Genomic DNA, 16355 nt, shown 5'->3' with positions numbered 1-16355 from the left:
GCCCGTGGCATGTTTCCCCAAGGGTACAATACGTCGTATATTGGGCCTCCAAATATCCCGGTCCTCGAAGCCCAATGTCCGCCGAATTGACGCCGATCCCTGAGAAAAAGCGAACCTTCTCGCTCTCCATCGGCCAGCTCACCTTCGGCAGTTTTCTGCTCGTGCTGGCGGTGATCATCGTCACCTCGACCGCGAGCGTGATCGCGATCCGGCACATCGACACGACCTTCGCCGAGCTGCAGCGGCTCCAGAGCGTCGGCGACCTCGCCGAGGACATCGACCGCCGCATGAACGAATTGCGCCTCGCCGCGCGCGACTTCGTCACCGATCCCGGCGCCGGCATCCAGTTCAAGCAGGTGGGCGAGGCGGCCTCCACGCTCAGCGACATCCTGAAGAAGACCCGCATCGAGCTCGCGCCCGAGCAGCAGGACATGATCGATGGGGTCACTGAGCGCCTGGCGACCTATCGGACCGGCCTCGAGCGGATCTCGACCCTGATCGACCGCCGCGCCCAGCTGCTGGCCGGCCTGCCGCCGCTGCGCGACCAGTTCGATGTGGCCGTCTCCGGCACCGCCGACCGTGAGCTGGCCTCGCGCCTGTCGGAGGCGCAGAGCCGCATCGCGCTCGGGCTGCTCGCGCGCAACCCGTCCGCGGCGGAGCAGGCCGCCCAGAACATGCGGGCACTGAACATTGCCGATGCCAGGTTGAGATCGGCGGTGAACGACTATGCCGAGGCCATCATGGCCGTGGCCGTCCGCGAGCGGCAGATCGCCGACATCGACCGCGAGGTGCTGGGAACCGAGGGCCGGCTGATCGGCCGCGTCACCGAGCTCCTGCGCGAAGTCAGCGACCGGCGCGGCCACGTGCTGTCGCGCGACTTTGCCCGGACGCTGACGGAAGCGCGATGGCAGAGCATCGTGCTCGGCACCATCGGCGTCCTGATCGGCATTCTCGCGGCCGGCTTCGTAGTGCGGCGGACGGTTCGTCCGCTCGCCCAGATCGCACGCTCCATTCGCGCGCTTGCGGCGGGCCAGAAGAACACCTCGATCCCGTCTGCCGACCTCGACAATGAGATCGGCGACATCGCGCGTGCCGCGGAAGTATTCCGCCGCGCGCTGGAGGAGGCGGACACGGCGCGCGAGGCGGCGGTGCGCGCGCTTACCGAGCAGCGCCTCGCCGAAGAGAGCTACCGAAAACTGTTCGAGGGCTCGATCGACGGCATCTATGTGACGACGCCGGCCGGCGATCTCCTCAACGCCAATCCGGCGCTGGCGCGAATGATGGGCTACGACAGCCCGCAGCAGCTGATCGACAGCATCAGCGACATCGCCCACACCATCTACGTTCATCCCGAGGCGCGCGCCGAATACCAGCGGCTGATGGCGCGCGACGGCATGGTGCGCGAATTCGAGTATCAGGTGCGCCAGCGCAGCGGCGACATCCTGTGGCTCTCCGACAGCGCCACCGGCGTGCGGGACGAAGCGGGCAACATCGTCCGCTATGAGGGCACGCTGCGCGACATTACCGATCAGAAGCGGGCGGAAGACGCCATTGCCGAAGGCCGGCGCCTGCTCCAGCAGGTCATCGACACCGTGCCCGCGGTGATCAACGTCAAGGACCGCGACCTGCGCTACGTGCTGATGAACCGCTACATGGCGGGCATCTTCGGCATCGAGCCCGGCGACGCGCTCGGCCGCACCACGGCGGATCTGATGTCGCGCTATGGCGCGGCCAAGACCGACGAGAACGACAAACGCGTGCTCCAGCTTCGCAAGGGGCTCGGCTTTTACGAGGAGGAGTACAAGGACGCCGCCGGCAACATGCGGCAATGGCTGGTCAACAAGCTGCCGCTGCTCGATGCCGAGGGCGAGATCGAGCGGATCGTGACCGTCGCGCTCGACATCGGCGAGCGCAAGCGCGGCGAGCAGGAGATGCGCAAGGCCAAGGAAGCCGCCGAGACGGCGCTGCGCAATCTGCGCGAGACGCAGGCCTCGCTGATCGAGGCCGAGAAGCTCGCCGCGCTCGGGCGCCTCGTTGCCGGCGTCGCACACGAGGTCAACAACCCCGTCGGCATCAGCCTCACTGTCGCCTCTGCCCTGGAGCGCAAGACCGCGATATTCACCGCCGAGGTCGAGCGTGGCGAGCTCCGCCGCTCCACGCTCAACGATTTCCTCAGCACCAGCCGCGATGCGTCCTCGCAGCTCGTCTCCAATCTCAACCGCGCCGCCGAGCTGATCCAGTCGTTCAAGCAGGTCGCCGCCGACCGCAACTATTCGGACCAGCGCACTTTCGATCTCGGCGACCTCACCGAGCAGGTGGTGCTGAGCCTGCGACCGGGCCTGCGCAAGCACAATCTGACGCTCAATGTCGAGTGCCAACCCGATCTCACCATGAACAGCTATCCGGGCCCGTACGGCCAGGTGCTCACCAATCTGTTTCTCAACTCGGTGGCGCACGCCTTCCCGGACGGCCGGCCGGGGACGATCGACATCCAGGTGCGGGAGTCCGGCAAGGACAATGTCGAGATCATCTTCTCCGACAATGGTTGTGGCATGTCGCTCGACGTTCGTCGCCGAGCCTTCGATCCGTTCTTCACGACGCGACGCGACCAGGGTGGCACCGGTCTCGGATTGCACATCGTCTACAGCATCGTCACCAATCGGCTCGGCGGGCGGCTCGATCTCGATTCCGAACCGGGCAGCGGCACGCGCATCCAGATCATCCTGCCGCGCGTGGCGCCGCTGGAACAGGCCGCGGAATAGCTAGTCGACGTCAGCGAGCTTATGCAGCGTTGCGCCGAAGATCAGGCTGGCCTTGCCGACCAGCGCCGTGCCTGTCATCTCCGCGCGGGTATCCGTGTAGGTCCCGCTGACACCGATGCCGACCGGGGCAGGACCGCCGAACAGCGGATTGTCGTCGCCCCGCGGCGAGGTGTGCCGTTGCACCAGCACTTCGCCTTTGAAGGTGGTGTCGTCCTTCACCACGTAGCTGCCGGTGTAATAGAGATAGGCATCGCCGCCAAGAATCTTGCCGTCGCGAAAAAGGATCACGCCGCTACCCTTGCCGACTCGACCATCGAGCAGGGTCACGTGAATCGAATAAAGGCCGTTCTTCATAACGTCCCACGGGCCGGCCGCCATCGCCCAATGGCGTAACCGGTCCGGATTTTATGCCAAAGCGTATCGCCTCGCGCAACGCGGCAGTTTGCCGGCCGGCCGCGGGAAGTTGCCACCGCGAGCCGTATTTGTCCCGACTTGTGCGTGACGCCTCATGACGGCCTGATGATGGGGCGAGGCCGGCCGCCTGCGAATCGAGGTTGGCCCGCGAAATGCACAGCAATAGCTGCACCGGCCGCGGGGTGCTGGAGCAAGACGATGAGCAACTGGATCGATTCCGGCGGCGATGAGCCGCGCCTGTACAATGCGCGTCCCACGAATTGCAAAAGCGAACGACGACGTTCCGGCGGCGCAACTCGCTGGCGAGGCGTGACGCGACTGGCAGCGGCCCTGGTCCTGGTTGGGCTCGCAGCCCCCATCGGCCATGCGCGCGACCGCGGCCAGTTCGCCAACACCAATGCGGATTTGAAAGCCTGGTTCGATGGCCTGCGCAGCGGCAAGGGGCCGTGCTGCTCCGATGCCGACGGCTCGGCGCTCTCGGATACCGACTGGGACAGCAAGGACGGGCACTATCGCGTCCGCCTCCCGCGCTACGGCTCCGGGCTCGAAGGACAGCCGCAGGAACTGGTCTGGGTCGACGTCCCCGAGGAGGCCGTGATCTCCGAGCCGAACCGGGTGGGGCGCACCATGGTATGGCCGATCTACGGCTACATGGGCGTCACCGTCCGCTGCTTCATGCCGGGTAGCATGACTTAGCCGCGCCGGGCGGCGTGTCGTCCGGTGCGTTGACGCGGCATGCGCCGCGTCAGGTATATTTCTTGTCGCGCTCGAGCAGCTCGATGGAGATGCCTTCGGGGCCGCGGATGAAGCAGATGCGCACGCCGGGCCGGATCGTGGTCGGCTCGCGCGTGAAGGTGACGCCCTTGGCCTTGATCTCGGCCGCGACGGCATCGATGTCCTTCACCGTCAACCCGAAATGGTCGAGGCCCTGATGCGGGTGCGGAGGCGGCGGGTTGACGGCGCTGTCGCCTTCGAGCGGCGCGATGAATATCCTGGCACCGCCAAGGTTCACGTCGATCCGTCCCGGCGCGTGGACGATCTCGCCACCGAGGATGTCCCGCAGCCAGGCCGCCGTGGCCTCCGGGTCGGGGCTGCGCAGATGGACGTGATCCCAAGTGACGGCGACTGGCATTTCATGTTCTCCCAACGGGGCTTTGATGTTGCAGTGCATGTTAGCGGCCGTGGCCGGTGATCACCACCGCCCTTGCCGATTCGCAACTGCGCGGGAACCTTAGGTCGTCTTCCGGATTAAGGTAAGCAGTGGCCCATTCCGTCGTTGGACGGGCTTCGGCCGCGATCGGTGATCCAACCATGAACGCCAGGCTCGACCGGATCGGATGGGGGCGCTTTGCCGGGACCGGCGAACGAGTGGCGCGGGCCGTCACGATCGCAAGCGTCTCATTTGGCCGCAGCCTTCTGTGGCTGCTGGCCGCCATCATCGTCGGCTGCGGCGTCTGGATGCTGCTGCCTCCCTCCAAAGGCAATAGCGCTGAGCAGGTGAAGTCGGAAGTGGCAGCCGTCGAGACGGCTCCTTCGGGCGATCCGGCAGCATCGGCATCGCCGGCTGCCGAAGCTCAGGTACCGGCCGTGGTAGACCTCGGTCGTCTCAGGATTTCGTCGCAGACGTGGCGCCGCGGCGGTCTTGGCTCAAAAGCCCTGGTGACGTTTACGCTGCGAAACGACAATGACTATGCCGTAAAGGATCTGGAAATCGTCTGCGCGTTTGTGCGGCGTGACGGCAGCCATCTCACCGATCGCCGTCGCGTGCTGGCAGATCCGGTCAGCATGAAGAGCCGCAAGACCTTTGCGCGGATTTCCGTAGGCTTCGTCAACGTGAATGCCGATCAGTCGAAATGCTCGCTGGTTGCAGCGCGCCGCGCGTAGCGGCGGCATGTTCCGGTAGCGGAAAAGTTACCCTCCTTGGCCCTTGGCGAAAAAACCTCGCATCGCCATTTGAACCGAACGGCTGGGCTAGGAACCAATTAAAAGATCGCCTGTTGAGGCGAAGAGCCCACGCGGGGATGCGGGGGGCGGAGCGTGGCCAATGCCCATCTTTCGCTATTTCGTCTATGTCGGTGGAGCTTTGCTCGCACTGCTATTCGCAGCAGACTTCGTTCTGCCATCGCAGCCGGTTGCTCAGGCCGTCGCCACCGTAAGCAATGATCAGCCGCTGATCCGGATCCGCTCCGATCGCCATCTGCCCGAGCGTGTCGTGCTCGACACCACCCAGCCCACGATCGTCCCGCCTGCGGTGAAGACAGCCGCTGTCGTCGCGCCTCAGCCGCCGGTGCAGGACAGCGCGTCAGCCGCTCTCGCGGAAATGTCGGCCAAGGCGCGGGTGCGCGAGACGTTCGCCCAGTTCACGCCGGGCTCGAAGGCCGACGCCGCAGCAGCCGGAAGGAGCGATGGCAGGTCTCAGGCCCAGGCGCCTCCGGCTTCTCCGCCTCAGCCCAAGCGCAAGGTCGTGAGGGCGCATTCGGCCCCGCCGCCCGGCCGGCCGATGATGCTGGTCGCGCAACAACCGCATTTTGGCCTCTTCAACACGACCTGGTGAGAGCGCCTTCGATCCGCCCCGAAACGAGGCGGGGAGGGCTTTTTATTGAGCGGCCTCTCTGCTAATTCGAATCCCTCCGAACGCTGTCCGGTGGGCTGGCTTGCCAGCATTGGTCCGGCGTATCGGTTTGCGGCCCGGTTTTCCGGGCCAGGGCGCTCGTAGCTCAGCTGGATAGAGCATCGGATTTCGATTCCGAGGGTCGGAGGTTCGAATCCTTCCGAGCGCGCCACTTCTGCGTTGCGTCCAGCCCGTTCCAGATATGTTCCGAACCGGCGCTGAGGCCGGGTCACTATCGCAAGGGCTGGCTGCGTCAGTCAGCCTGACGGACACCGCTTTGCCGCCCGCGGGCCAGCGTGTCGGAAGGCGTCTCGTGGAATGTCGCGCGGTAGGCTGCGGCAAATTCACCGAGATGATGGAAGCCCTGGGCGCGCGCGCATGTGGCAACGGTGGCGCCGCCGCCCTTGAGGAGACGGGCGCGGGTCGCCCACAGCCTCTTGAGGCGGATGTACTGATGCAGGCTCATGCCCCGCACCTTGCTCACCGCGCCGCCGAGCGTCCGGGTCGAGACGCCGAACTCGCCGGCGAGATCGGCGGTATAGATCGGCGCGGTCGGACGGGCCGCGACGTAATCGTCGATCCGCTGCACGAGCTTGATCGAACGCTCGCCCTGGACCGAGGCGCAGCGATCCGACATCGGATCGATCTGAAACAAATCGTCGAGCGCGAGCAGCAGTCCTTCCTGGAGATGGGCCGCCACCTCGGTGGTTTTGAACAAGAGCGGCTGCACCGAGGCGGTTCGCAGGATGTCGAGCAGGAGTTGCCGCGTGTGGAGCAGGGCGGGCCGGTTCGCGACATGGGCCCGTAAATCGTCGGCGTGATCGAACCAGCCCCGGTCTTTCAGCTCAGGGGAGAAGATGATCATCGCATGATGATTGGTTTGCGGCTCGACGAAATGGCATTCGTCGTTGCCGCGGAGCGTAACGAAGAAGCGCGCATCGAGATCCAGGCCCTTGAGGTTGACCTGGAGGTCGTCGGTCATGGACAGGATCACCATCCCGCCCGGCATCCTATAGGCGGTATCGAGGATGCGCGCGAACGATCGCATCATGATGATGCGGCACGCCGGAAGGGAGACGACGGCGCGGGCCGCGGCGAAGTTCGGGATGTCGAGCGGAATGCTTCGCGCATCCTCCATCGACTCGACCGGCCGAAACGCGTCGACATTGGCAAAGCCGATCAGCTGAAGCGCGGAGGATGGAGCGAGAGCGTCGAACAACATGGGTCTGGCCGGCTACTGAAATGTGACAATCAAATGGACGTCGATGTACCGCCATCAATGGCGAAACATCGCGTTTCAGTAAATCGAATTTCAGGCCGTAGTATTGCGGACATCATGCCATGACGTCCGTCGGACCGATGCCACCGTCAACGTTCTCGGCTCATCGGCTTTCCGGAAGCGAGGTCGATGAAGTGCAGCCGCGTGCAGGCGGGACAGGCAAAGGACGCAAAGCTTCGTCCCTCCGTTCTCTCCTGCTTCTCCAGATGCGTCTGCACGTTCATGCCCGTCTCAGGGCATCGAAAGACGATAAACTCGGCCATGGCCGCAGAATGACGGTGTGGGCGGCCTTCATCTTTGATCTAGATCAGTTTTGGAATCGCTCCAACCTGGCGACAACCGCGCAAGTCGTGATCTCGCAAATGCGAAGGGGCCCCGGGGGGCCCCTTCAGATATTACCAGCCGCGATAGCCGTAGCCATAATAGCGCGGGCCGTAATAGCGCGGCGGCCCATAATATCGAGGCCCGTAATATGGCCGCGGCCCGTAATATCCATAGTAGTTCGGGCGCCACCAGCAGCGCCCCCAGGCGTTGCAGACCATGCGCACCTGCTCGACGCCGGCGATATCCGGTGTTGCAGGCGCCGGCGCGATAGGCATGGCAGACGCCGCCGGCGATGCCGCCAGGGCACCCAGCATGGCACTGAACAGGCCTGCGGCGACGAGGCCGATCTTGCGAGTCATGATGTCTTCCTCCGCTTAGGCGGAACAGGATATCGAAGTTGTTCTGATCAAATTGTGGCGGAGCCGAAATGTAATGCTGATGAACGGATCTTCAGCAAATCCGCCCGGCGGGCTGGCTTTGGCCGCATGGCCAATGCCGTGCCATAGACCTTGATCCTGCGCAATTCGCAAGTCTGCCTCGGCTCATAGTGTTGCTGCGTGGTAGCAGCATGGGGCTCGCTGCCGGGCAGGGTGAACAGGATGCGAGTCATTCCAAATCTGTCGATCTCGCCGGAGAAGGTCTTCTTCGTCATCTCGAAATCGCGCCGGTCCGACAGCGAGGCGGCCGGAGGTGGCGTCATCCTGGAGTTCGGCGACGACGACATGAGCTACGGCCGCAATGGGCGCGGCGGGACCACCGACCGTGCGGAGCTCGCGGGCTTTATCCGCGATCTCAACGTCGACGAGCAGATCGACCTCGTGGCGTTGACCTGGCTTGGTCGCGGCGACGGCGATCTTTCCAATTGGAGCGAATTGCATACCCAGGCCGCGCAGGCGCACAACCAGCGCACGGCTTCCTACCTGATCGGCACGCCAATGCTCGCTGACTATTTGGAGGAGGCGATGACGCAGTTCGGCAAGTCCTTCGAGGAATTCGAAGAACATCTCTGATGCCGGACGCGGCGTCGATAAGTTTCAAGGAGAGTTGCAATGGATAAAATGAGAATCGACAAGGGCGACTGGCTGGTGGTGTGCGACGGGCGCAAGGCGCTGATTCTGGAAAACCTCGGCGACGAGATGTTTCCTAACCTTCACACCAAGGAGGTGCACGAGCAGCCCAATCCCTCGACCAGCGCGCAAGGGAGCGACGCGCCGGGGCGATTGCATGCCGCTACCGGGGGCGCCCGCAGCTCGGTCGAGCAGACCGATTGGCACGACGAGGCCGAGCGCGCCTTCCTGCGAAGCCTGGCCGGCCGGCTCGATGCCGCCGTCAGCTCCGGCGAGACCACCGGCCTGACCATGGTGGCCTCACCGCGCGCGCTTGGCATGATCCGCGCCGATTACTCGGACCTCCTGCGCAAGGCGATCCAGAACGAGGTCGGCAAGGATCTCGTCAAGCTGCCGGTCTACGAGATCGAGAAGCAATTGCTGCTGTCAGGCGCTGCCAAATAGAGGCGCCCCGCAGGGCATCAGTAGCAGGGGTGCCGGCGGCGATCCTGGCCGACATAGGCGGCCGCGCTCTGGTAGCAATGGTTGGTCGACGGGCCGTCGTAAAAGGCGAAAGTGCCAGGGGTGATGCCGGGCCCGTAATTGTGGAGGTAGCTGATCGGGTAGGGCAGCGGATTGGCGTAGGCGCGGTAGTGCCGGTGATGGCCCCGCGCCTCCGCCAGGCCAGGGGTTAGGATTGCGGCCGACAGGGCAGCAACCGCGGCGACTAGCGTCAACTTGCTCATCTTGATTCTCCGGAGCCCGCGCGAATAGGTCCGCCATCTATAGCCACTTCGAGCCGCCGGGGCACCGGTTCGATGCCTGGAAAGCCGGGCCGATCCCGCAGATTCCCGGGTGGGTGTGACAGAATTGCCGGAGGCCCCCCAGGCCTGCCCATTTTTGGCCTTTTCGGGATGCTTAACGAATTCCCCACACAAGTATGACCAAAGACTATTCGGTTAAGAATCCTGACGCCGGCCTTTGGGGGCTCCTGCGAGGCCGGTACATTCCTGAAGGCTGTAGCCGTCACCTCGCCATGCGCATCACGCTTTTGAGCCTGCTGTTGCTCTGCCTCGCCGCCGCCGCGCCGGCGCGGGCCGAGCTGCACATCACCCGCGACCACGGCGGCTATGTCGAGGAATACAAGGCCAAGTACAAGCGCGTCCGCGAGAAGGGCGAGCGCGTCATCATCGACGGCATCTGCAATTCGGCCTGCACGCTGGTGCTCGGCATCGTGCCGATGAACAAGATCTGCGTGACGCCGCGCGCAAGCCTCGGCTTCCATCAAGCCTATTACGACAAGGCCTTCACCTTCGGCATCAAGGTCACCAGCTCCGAGGGGACGTCCGACCTGATGTCCTACTATCCCGACACGGTGAAGGACTGGATTCGGCGCAATGGCGGGCTCACCACCGACATGAAGAAGATCAAGAACGGCGTCGAGCTCTGGAAGATCATCGACCCCTGTCCGGAAGAATGGTGAGCGGCTGAGCTGAGCCGCAATCGTCCGTCGCAACGCAACATCGTCCCGGACGAAATTCGCATTGCCGCATGGCCCCCGCTGGGGCAATGAGGGCGGCAATGAATCATAATCAAGAAGCCCTGACCGCCCGCGCCGCGCCGATCCTGTTCGTCCTGCTCTGGAGCACCGGATTCATCGGCACCAAATACGTCGTCAACAACGCCGATCCCTTGACCTATCTCGCCATCCGCATGGCGATCGTGGTCGGCCTGATGGCGATCATTGCCGGCCTTGCGCGGCCGAAATGGCCCGACCGGACCGGCATCGTGCACAGCGCGGTCGCCGGCATCCTCGTCCATGGCTTTTATCTTGGCGGCACCGCGATCGCGATCGCGCATTCGATCCCTGCCGGGCTCTCCGCCCTGATCCCGGGCCTTCAGCCGATCCTGACCTCGACCATTGCCAATCGTTGGCTCGGCGAGCGGGTGACGCCACTGCAATGGGCCGGACTCGTGCTTGGCCTCGGCGGCGTGGTGATGATCCTGCACAACCGTCCCATGACCGGCGAAGCCGGGCTTGGCTGGCTCGCCTCGGTGGTGTCGCTGATCAGCATCACGCTCGGCACGCTCTATCAGCGCCGCTACTGCAACCAGATCGACTGGCGCGCCGGCAATCTCGTGCAATATGTCGCGGTCACCATCTTCTTCGCGATCGGGGCCTTCCTGTTCGAAGACCGCGTGGTGCACTGGACGCGGGAGTTCGTGCTCGCTCTCGCCTGGCTCGCGGTGGCGCTCTCGATCGGGTCGATCGGGCTGCTCTACTGGCTGATCCGCCACGCTGCGGCGACCTCGGTCGCGAGCCTGTTCTATCTCGTGCCTGCCGTGACTGCGCTGATGGCCTACATGCTGTTCGGCGAGAAGCTCGATGCACTGGCGATTGCCGGCATGGCGATGTGCGCGGCTGCGGTGTTCGTGGTCAACCGGCGCTTCTAGCGCGAGGACAGGTCTCCGGACGCGCTCGCATCCGGAGACCCGATCTGAGCGCTTCGATCAGCGCTTCGCCTTCTTGGCCTTCTTCTTTGTCTTTGCAGTCTTCTTGGCGGCCTTCTTCGCGGTCTTCTTGGCCGCTTTCTTCGAGGATTTCTTGCTGGCCTTCTTGGCGGCTTTCTTCGAAGTCTTCTTCGGGGCCTTTTTGGCCTTCTTCTTGGAAGCCTTCTTCGGCGCTACTTTCTTCGCGACCTTCTTGGCGGCTTTCCTGACCTTCTTGACGGCGGTGACTGCCGCGTCCTTGGTCGCTTCCACGGCGCTGGTGATCGTCTCCATCGCCTGTTCGGTGATCGGCTTATCGTCGTCCATATCGTGTCCCCCACGGTTTGTATGGAGCGGTGACGATAGCGCGTTTCATAATTGTGTCAAAGCAACGCTCAACCTTTGCGGATCTTCGCGTAGGCGGCGAGCGCGCGCTCGCGTCCCCTCGCGTGATCGATGATCGGGTGCGAATAGGTCTTGCCGAGCGTGATGCCTGAGCTCGCGAGCTCGATCGGCGTTGCCTGCCAGGGCCGGTGGATCAGCTTGGCCGGCATCTCTTTCAGCTCCGGCACCCAGCGCCGGACATAGGTTCCATCCGGATCGAACCTCTCGCCCTGCAGCTGCGGATTGAACACGCGGAAATAGGGCGCGGCGTCGGCGCCGCAGCCGGCGACCCATTGCCAATTGGCGGGATTGCTGCCGGCGTCCGCATCGACCAGGGTGTCCCAGAACCAGGCTTCGCCCTCGCGCCAGTCGATCAAGAGGTGCTTGACCAGGAATGAGGCCACCACCATCCGCACCCGGTTGTGCATCACCCCGGTGTGCCAGAGCTCGCGCAGGCCGGCATCGACGATCGGATAGCCGGTGCGGCCGCGCTGCCAGGCGGCGAGCGCCTTGACGTCGCGCTTCCAGGGGAAGCCGTCGAAATTTGCTTGCAGGTTTTCGCTGCCGAGGTCGGGATGATCGTGGAGCAGGTGGCGGCAGAACTCGCGCCAGCCGAGCTCGCTGAGGAATTTTTCGATGCCCGGCCCCAGTGCCGGGTCTTCCTCCGCGGCAAACCGCGCCGCATGCCAGATCTGGCGCGCGCTGAGCTCGCCGAATCTCAAATGCGGCGACAGGCCTGAGGTGCCTTCACGATCCGGGCGGTCGCGGTCTCCGACATAGGCGCCCGCGGTGTGTCTGAGGAAGTCGCGCAGGCGCTCTTGTGCTGAGGCCTCGCCCGGGGTCCATGTCTCCCGCAGGCCGCCCGCCCAATCCGGCTTGCCCGGCTCCAGCCCCCAGCTCTCCAGCACATCGCCGGCGATCTTCGGCGCGGGGCGCAGCTGTTTCGGAGCAGGCAGCGGTTTTGCCGGATCACCCAGCGACAGCACGCGCCGCCAGAACGGCGTGAACACGCGCAAGCCGCGGCCTTCCTTGGTGCGGATGGCGGAGGGCGGGACCAGGAGATCGCCGGGGAAGGTTTGCGAGTCCACGCCAAGCTTTGCCAGTGTCGCCTCGAGCTGGCTCTCGACGGCCTGATGCGGCGCCTGCGCAATTCCATTCCAGTAGACGGCGCGGGCGCCGCTTTCGCGTGCCAGTTCCGGGATCACCCTGGCCGCCGGTCCCCGGCGCAGGACGAGGGATCCGCCGCGCGCAGCGATCGCTGTACCGAGCGCTCGCAACGACTGCGCCAGCCACCAGCGCGTTGCCGCGCCGGGCGGACGTCCGATGCTGTCGTCGAGGACGTGGAGGCCGAGCACCGGCGCACCTGATGTCGCGGCGGCGTGCAGGGCGGGATGATCGGACAGGCGAAGGTCGTCGCGAAACCAGACGATGATGGGCGGCACGCTTGGCGGGGTCAGGGTGGCCTCGTTTACGATTTGGAAAGCATGTCGGGCGCGGCGACGGGAACCCGTCGTTAATCGGACCGTAAGGCGGCTGCACGAATATGCAGGGATTACGGGGGTGGTTCCATTCATGTCCAGGGTCTTGACCGGGAAGTCCTTGCCGCAGTTCAAGCTCGGCACCAAGGCGGTTCTGTGCGCCGTGTTGCTGATCGCCGTGAACACGGCGCTCGTGGTCGGCGCCGGCTATTGGTCGCTGACCTCCGCCTTCAACGATCGCGCATTGCGCGACATCGAGGTCAACCTGCGCACGCTGGCGCTGGCCTTCACCGAGATCGTTCCGGCCGTCAAGATCACGATGCGCGATGGCTCGGTGGTGCGCGCCGAAATCCCCAAAATGCCCGACTTCAGGGATCACGCCATCGTCGACCGCGCGGTGTCCTATGTCGGCGGCAACGCGACCCTGTTCGTGTTCGACGATGCGAGCGGGCAGTTCGTCCGCCGCTCCACCAACGTCAAAAAGGAAAACGGCGACCGCGCCGTCGGCACCCAGCTTGCCGCCGACCATCCGGGGCAGGCGCCACTGCGCCGCGGCGAGGCCTATAAAGGCCCGGCCACGCTGTTCGGCAAGTCGTTCATGACCGCCTATTTCCCGGTTCTGGACGCGGCCGGCAAGGTCGTCGGCATTCTCTATGTCGGCATCCCGATGATCCAGTACGAGAGCATGCTGGCCCATGCGATGGAGAGCATGGCCGCGGCCGCCGGACTTGCCGCGCTGCTGGTGCTGGCCCTGACCCTGCTGATCGTCCGCCGCGTCACCCGGCCGCTCACCTCGGTGACGCACTCGCTCACCGCACTTGCCAACGGCCAGAGCGACGTTGCGATCGAATGCGAGGATCGCGCCGACGAGATCGGCGAGATCGCGCGCACCGTCGCGGTGTTCAAGAGCAATTCGCTGGAGCGGGCGCGCATGCGCAGCGAGCAGGCGGCGGCCTCGGCCGCAGCGGTCGAGCAGCGCAAATCCGACCTGCGCAACTTCGTCGAGGAATTCCGCGGCAGCGTCGGCGGCATCCTCGACAAGGTGCTGACGTCGTCGGGCGAGTTCGAGCGCGCCGCGCGACAACTGACCGACGTCGCACGCTCCACCGCCGATCTGTCGGCGCAGTCCGCGGGCGCTTCCGAAAATGCCTCCGAGCACGTGCGTTCGGCGGCATCGGCTTCCGACGAGCTGTCTCAATCGATCTCCGAAATCGCGCGACGGGTGCAGGAATCGAACGCGATTTCCGCCGAAGCCGTCCGGCAGGCCGAGGCCACCGACCAGCGCATCGCGCAGCTCTCGGAAGCCGGCGCGCGCATTGGCGATGTCGTCAAGCTGATCACCTCGATCGCTGAGCAGACCAACCTGCTGGCGCTGAACGCCACCATCGAGGCCGCGCGCGCGGGCGATGCCGGCCGCGGCTTTGCCGTGGTGGCTCAGGAGGTCAAGACGCTGGCGGGCCAGACCGCGAAAGCGACCGACGAGATCTCGAACCAGATCGAGAGCATGCAGCTCGCGACCGAGGAATCGGTGTCCGCCATCAAGGCGATCAGCCAGACGATCGAGCGCATCAGCGGGATTGCCGGCTCGATCTCGGCTGCGGTCGAGCAGCAGAAAAGTGCGACCCACAACATCGTGGCGAGCGTTCGCGCGGCGGTCTCAGGCACGGCCGAGGTGGCCGTCAACGTCCGACATGCCGCCAAGGACGCCAGCGAGACGGGCGAGACGTCGAGCCGGATGTTTGCCTCGGCCCAGGCACTGTCGGGCGAGAGCCTGCATCTGAAGGCAGAGGTCGACGGCTTCCTCGACCGCGTGCGGGCGGCTTAATCCAGCGTCGTCATCCCGGGGCGGTCCGTAAGACCGAGCCCGGAATCTCGAGATCCCGGGTTCGATGCTGACGCATCGCCCCGGGATGACCTTTTGCGGTCGCTATGCGCGACCGCAAAAAGTCATTTCGGCTGCGGCACGATGCGCAGGTAGGGCTTCGGCTCCTTCCAGCCCTGCGGATAGATCGTCTTGGCCTCGTCGTTGGAGACCGAGCCCGCGATGATGACGTCGTCGCCCTGCGACCAGTCGGCCGGCGTGGCGACGCGATGCTTGGCGGTGAGCTGGAGCGAGTCGATGACGCGCAGGATCTCCTGGAAGTTCCGCCCGGTCGTCATCGGATAGACCAGCACCAGCTTGATCTTCTTGTCCGGCCCGATGATGAAGACGTTGCGGACCGTCTGGTTGTCGGCCGCGGTACGCTTGAGGGGATCGCCCGAAATGGCGGCCGGCAGCATGCCGTAGAGCTTCGAGACGTTGTAATCGGTGTCGCCGATCATCGGGTAGTTCGGAGCTGCGCCTTGCGTCTCCTTGATATCCTCCGACCAACGGGCGTGGTTGTCGACGGGGTCAACCGAGAGCCCCATCAGCTTGACGCCGCGCTTGTCGAATTCTGGCTTCAGCTTGGCGAGGGCGCCGAGCTCGGTGGTGCAAACCGGCGTGAAGTCCTTGGGGTGCGAGAACAAGAGCACCCAGCTGTTGCCGATCCAGTCGTGGAACTTGATCTTCCCTTCGGTGGTCTCGGCTTCGAAGTCGGGTGCGGTGGTGCCGATCGGAAGTGTCATGATTTTACCTCATCGCATTGAATCTACTTGGAAATTCTTCCCTGGCCGTCCGCCTCAGTATAGGGGTCTTACAAGGCCAAGTGAACGCAAACTGAACCGGCTCAAGTAAAATGTGAATTCCTGCCTTGAAGGGCAGATTTTCTAGCAACTTATTGTTACGGCGGCACCTGCGGCGAAACAGCTCCACCCGGGGTCACACGGTCTCGCTCGCCCCGATAAAGCCTTTTATGACTTCCATCACGCTCGCCCGGCGCGTCCTAGAACCAAAACGGTCCTGACAGCGACCAATTGGCAACCATCTAGAAAAGTCGCGATCCCCGTATCGAATCGTTAACCACCCCTTTACGCCGGCATGAAAATGCTGGCCGATCGGAAGAAGTCTGGAAGTGAACTATGTCTGCCGCTGCACCTAAATCTGTCGAGTCCTCGTCCCTCGAACCGTCCTGCCGCGATACCGCAGCCCATGCACTCTCCATCGTGCGCGACGGCGTGATCACCGGCGAAGGCCCGACCACCAAGGGAAGGGTGCATTTCTCCCGCTCGCTCGATGCCGACGACACCGCCTGGTGCACGCGGATCCTGACGGCCACCGCCGTCAACGACCAGCCGGTCAGCCGCGCCGAGGCGGAAGTCCTGTTCGAGATCAACGAGGCCGCAACCGAGCGCACCGATGGCGGCCGCTTCGACGACCTGCTCGCCAAGGCCGTTGCCCATTATGCCGCAAGCGCCTCCGGCCTGAAGGTGCCGCCGCGCAGCGTCGCGCTGTCGGCCGAGACCGACATCGAGAGCTGGGCGCCGTCCTATGCCTCCAAGGTCAATAGCGAGATGCTGGAGTGGATCGCGGGCCAGATGCGCGGCAAGCGCCACAACAACCGTCGCCTGACGGCGATGGTGGCGACGTTCCTCGGCGCCACCGCGCTGCCTCTGGCGGGCCAATTGCCGAACGTGTTCGACATTGGA

18 protein-coding genes and 1 tRNA gene are annotated in these 16355 nt (G+C 64.6%); 11 read left to right on the top strand and 8 right to left on the bottom strand.

What is annotated here, in order from left to right:
- Positions 1 to 74: 74 nt before the first annotated feature.
- Complete coding sequence (locus UNPA324_RS07520; RefSeq protein ID WP_141934238.1) at positions 75 to 2762, top strand: PAS domain S-box protein; 2688 nt, start codon at positions 75 to 77, stop codon at positions 2760 to 2762.
- Here UNPA324_RS07520 and UNPA324_RS07515 read toward each other — a convergent pair whose 3' ends face one another.
- Positions 2763 to 3116 carry a GrlR family regulatory protein gene (locus tag UNPA324_RS07515; protein WP_164936279.1) on the bottom strand — a complete coding sequence of 118 codons (354 nt, stop codon included), beginning with the start codon at positions 3114 to 3116 and terminating at the stop codon, positions 2763 to 2765.
- Between the two features lie 258 nt (positions 3117 to 3374).
- Between UNPA324_RS07515 and UNPA324_RS07510 the strand changes: the two genes are divergently transcribed.
- The gene (locus UNPA324_RS07510) at positions 3375 to 3872 is read left to right on the top strand and encodes a hypothetical protein (protein ID WP_128919660.1); all 498 of its coding nucleotides are present in this window, start codon (positions 3375 to 3377) and stop codon (positions 3870 to 3872) included.
- A 49-nt stretch (positions 3873 to 3921) separates the two neighbouring features.
- On the opposite strand, the gene UNPA324_RS07505 is transcribed toward UNPA324_RS07510, so the two are convergent.
- Positions 3922 to 4308 carry a VOC family protein gene (locus tag UNPA324_RS07505; RefSeq protein ID WP_128919661.1) on the bottom strand — a complete coding sequence of 129 codons (387 nt, stop codon included), beginning with the start codon at positions 4306 to 4308 and terminating at the stop codon, positions 3922 to 3924.
- A gap of 179 nt (positions 4309 to 4487) precedes the next feature.
- Between UNPA324_RS07505 and UNPA324_RS07500 the strand changes: the two genes are divergently transcribed.
- The 3 genes from UNPA324_RS07500 (at position 4488) to UNPA324_RS07490 (ending at position 5959) form a co-directional block, all read left to right on the top strand.
- On the top strand, positions 4488 to 5060 hold the full coding sequence (locus UNPA324_RS07500; protein ID WP_181769325.1) for a hypothetical protein: 573 nt from the start codon (positions 4488 to 4490) through the stop codon (positions 5058 to 5060).
- A gap of 160 nt (positions 5061 to 5220) precedes the next feature.
- Positions 5221 to 5730, top strand: a complete 510-nt coding sequence (locus tag UNPA324_RS07495) for a hypothetical protein (protein WP_141934234.1) — start codon at positions 5221 to 5223, stop codon at positions 5728 to 5730.
- Positions 5731 to 5882: 152 nt separating this feature from the next.
- Positions 5883 to 5959, top strand: a tRNA-Arg gene (locus UNPA324_RS07490).
- Between the two features lie 81 nt (positions 5960 to 6040).
- Here UNPA324_RS07490 and UNPA324_RS07485 read toward each other — a convergent pair.
- Positions 6041 to 7009 carry an AraC family transcriptional regulator gene (locus tag UNPA324_RS07485; protein ID WP_164936281.1) on the bottom strand — a complete coding sequence of 323 codons (969 nt, stop codon included), beginning with the start codon at positions 7007 to 7009 and terminating at the stop codon, positions 6041 to 6043.
- Between the two features lie 452 nt (positions 7010 to 7461).
- A complete protein-coding gene (locus UNPA324_RS07475) occupies positions 7462 to 7749 on the bottom strand; it encodes a hypothetical protein (RefSeq protein ID WP_128919665.1) in 288 nt (95 codons plus the stop codon).
- Positions 7750 to 7989: 240 nt separating this feature from the next.
- Here UNPA324_RS07475 and UNPA324_RS07470 point away from each other — a divergent pair, with 240 nt between their 5' ends.
- Together UNPA324_RS07470 and UNPA324_RS07465 are read left to right on the top strand one after the other, a co-directional pair.
- Positions 7990 to 8400, top strand: a complete 411-nt coding sequence (locus UNPA324_RS07470; RefSeq protein ID WP_128919666.1) for a DUF3775 domain-containing protein — start codon at positions 7990 to 7992, stop codon at positions 8398 to 8400.
- Positions 8401 to 8439: 39 nt separating this feature from the next.
- Positions 8440 to 8901, top strand: a complete 462-nt coding sequence (locus UNPA324_RS07465; RefSeq protein ID WP_128919667.1) for a host attachment protein — start codon at positions 8440 to 8442, stop codon at positions 8899 to 8901.
- 17 nt (positions 8902 to 8918) lie between these two features.
- On the opposite strand, the gene UNPA324_RS07460 is transcribed toward UNPA324_RS07465, so the two are convergent.
- Positions 8919 to 9182 carry a hypothetical protein gene (locus UNPA324_RS07460; protein ID WP_141934232.1) on the bottom strand — a complete coding sequence of 88 codons (264 nt, stop codon included), beginning with the start codon at positions 9180 to 9182 and terminating at the stop codon, positions 8919 to 8921.
- A gap of 290 nt (positions 9183 to 9472) precedes the next feature.
- On the opposite strand from UNPA324_RS07460, the gene UNPA324_RS07455 reads away from it, so the two are divergent.
- Positions 9473 to 9919 (top strand): hypothetical protein, encoded by a 447-nt coding sequence (locus tag UNPA324_RS07455; protein WP_141934230.1) that lies wholly within the window; start codon positions 9473 to 9475, stop codon positions 9917 to 9919.
- A 98-nt stretch (positions 9920 to 10017) separates the two neighbouring features.
- Positions 10018 to 10890 (top strand): DMT family transporter, encoded by an 873-nt coding sequence (locus tag UNPA324_RS07450; RefSeq protein ID WP_141934227.1) that lies wholly within the window; start codon positions 10018 to 10020, stop codon positions 10888 to 10890.
- Positions 10891 to 10947: 57 nt separating this feature from the next.
- Here UNPA324_RS07450 and UNPA324_RS07445 read toward each other — a convergent pair whose 3' ends face one another.
- Together UNPA324_RS07445 and UNPA324_RS07440 are read right to left on the bottom strand one after the other, a co-directional pair.
- Positions 10948 to 11253 carry a histone gene (locus UNPA324_RS07445; protein ID WP_141934225.1) on the bottom strand — a complete coding sequence of 102 codons (306 nt, stop codon included), beginning with the start codon at positions 11251 to 11253 and terminating at the stop codon, positions 10948 to 10950.
- Positions 11254 to 11321: 68 nt separating this feature from the next.
- Positions 11322 to 12767, bottom strand: coding sequence for a cryptochrome/photolyase family protein (locus tag UNPA324_RS07440; protein ID WP_181769650.1), 1446 nt, complete (start codon positions 12765 to 12767; stop codon positions 11322 to 11324).
- Between the two features lie 115 nt (positions 12768 to 12882).
- On the opposite strand from UNPA324_RS07440, the gene UNPA324_RS07435 reads away from it, so the two are divergent.
- Positions 12883 to 14613, top strand: a complete 1731-nt coding sequence (locus UNPA324_RS07435) for a methyl-accepting chemotaxis protein (RefSeq protein ID WP_141934223.1) — start codon at positions 12883 to 12885, stop codon at positions 14611 to 14613.
- Between the two features lie 122 nt (positions 14614 to 14735).
- On the opposite strand, the gene UNPA324_RS07430 is transcribed toward UNPA324_RS07435, so the two are convergent.
- Positions 14736 to 15395 (bottom strand): peroxiredoxin, encoded by a 660-nt coding sequence (locus UNPA324_RS07430; protein ID WP_128919671.1) that lies wholly within the window; start codon positions 15393 to 15395, stop codon positions 14736 to 14738.
- 393 nt (positions 15396 to 15788) lie between these two features.
- Here UNPA324_RS07430 and UNPA324_RS07425 point away from each other — a divergent pair.
- Positions 15789 to 16355 (top strand): hypothetical protein (locus UNPA324_RS07425; RefSeq protein ID WP_141938740.1); only part of this gene is annotated, 567 nt, incomplete at its 3' end.

This window comes from Bradyrhizobium sp. UNPA324 (genome assembly GCF_006658635.1).
Lineage (GTDB): Bacteria > Pseudomonadota > Alphaproteobacteria > Rhizobiales > Xanthobacteraceae > Bradyrhizobium > Bradyrhizobium nanningense.
This window is presented reverse-complemented; position numbering and strand designations above follow the sequence as displayed.

Coding starts and splice junctions, on each gene's coding strand:
- UNPA324_RS07520 (WP_141934238.1), top strand. CDS start 75: ATGTCCGCCGAATTGACGCCGATCCCTGAGAAAAAGCGAACCTTCTCG.
- UNPA324_RS07515 (WP_164936279.1), bottom strand. CDS start 3,116: ATGAAGAACGGCCTTTATTCGATTCACGTGACCCTGCTCGATGGTCGA.
- UNPA324_RS07510 (WP_128919660.1), top strand. CDS start 3,375: ATGAGCAACTGGATCGATTCCGGCGGCGATGAGCCGCGCCTGTACAAT.
- UNPA324_RS07505 (WP_128919661.1), bottom strand. CDS start 4,308: ATGCCAGTCGCCGTCACTTGGGATCACGTCCATCTGCGCAGCCCCGAC.
- UNPA324_RS07500 (WP_181769325.1), top strand. CDS start 4,488: ATGAACGCCAGGCTCGACCGGATCGGATGGGGGCGCTTTGCCGGGACC.
- UNPA324_RS07495 (WP_141934234.1), top strand. CDS start 5,221: ATGCCCATCTTTCGCTATTTCGTCTATGTCGGTGGAGCTTTGCTCGCA.
- UNPA324_RS07485 (WP_164936281.1), bottom strand. CDS start 7,009: ATGTTGTTCGACGCTCTCGCTCCATCCTCCGCGCTTCAGCTGATCGGC.
- UNPA324_RS07475 (WP_128919665.1), bottom strand. CDS start 7,749: ATGACTCGCAAGATCGGCCTCGTCGCCGCAGGCCTGTTCAGTGCCATG.
- UNPA324_RS07470 (WP_128919666.1), top strand. CDS start 7,990: ATGCGAGTCATTCCAAATCTGTCGATCTCGCCGGAGAAGGTCTTCTTC.
- UNPA324_RS07465 (WP_128919667.1), top strand. CDS start 8,440: ATGGATAAAATGAGAATCGACAAGGGCGACTGGCTGGTGGTGTGCGAC.
- UNPA324_RS07460 (WP_141934232.1), bottom strand. CDS start 9,182: ATGAGCAAGTTGACGCTAGTCGCCGCGGTTGCTGCCCTGTCGGCCGCA.
- UNPA324_RS07455 (WP_141934230.1), top strand. CDS start 9,473: ATGCGCATCACGCTTTTGAGCCTGCTGTTGCTCTGCCTCGCCGCCGCC.
- UNPA324_RS07450 (WP_141934227.1), top strand. CDS start 10,018: ATGAATCATAATCAAGAAGCCCTGACCGCCCGCGCCGCGCCGATCCTG.
- UNPA324_RS07445 (WP_141934225.1), bottom strand. CDS start 11,253: ATGGACGACGATAAGCCGATCACCGAACAGGCGATGGAGACGATCACC.
- UNPA324_RS07435 (WP_141934223.1), top strand. CDS start 12,883: ATGTCCAGGGTCTTGACCGGGAAGTCCTTGCCGCAGTTCAAGCTCGGC.
- UNPA324_RS07430 (WP_128919671.1), bottom strand. CDS start 15,395: ATGACACTTCCGATCGGCACCACCGCACCCGACTTCGAAGCCGAGACC.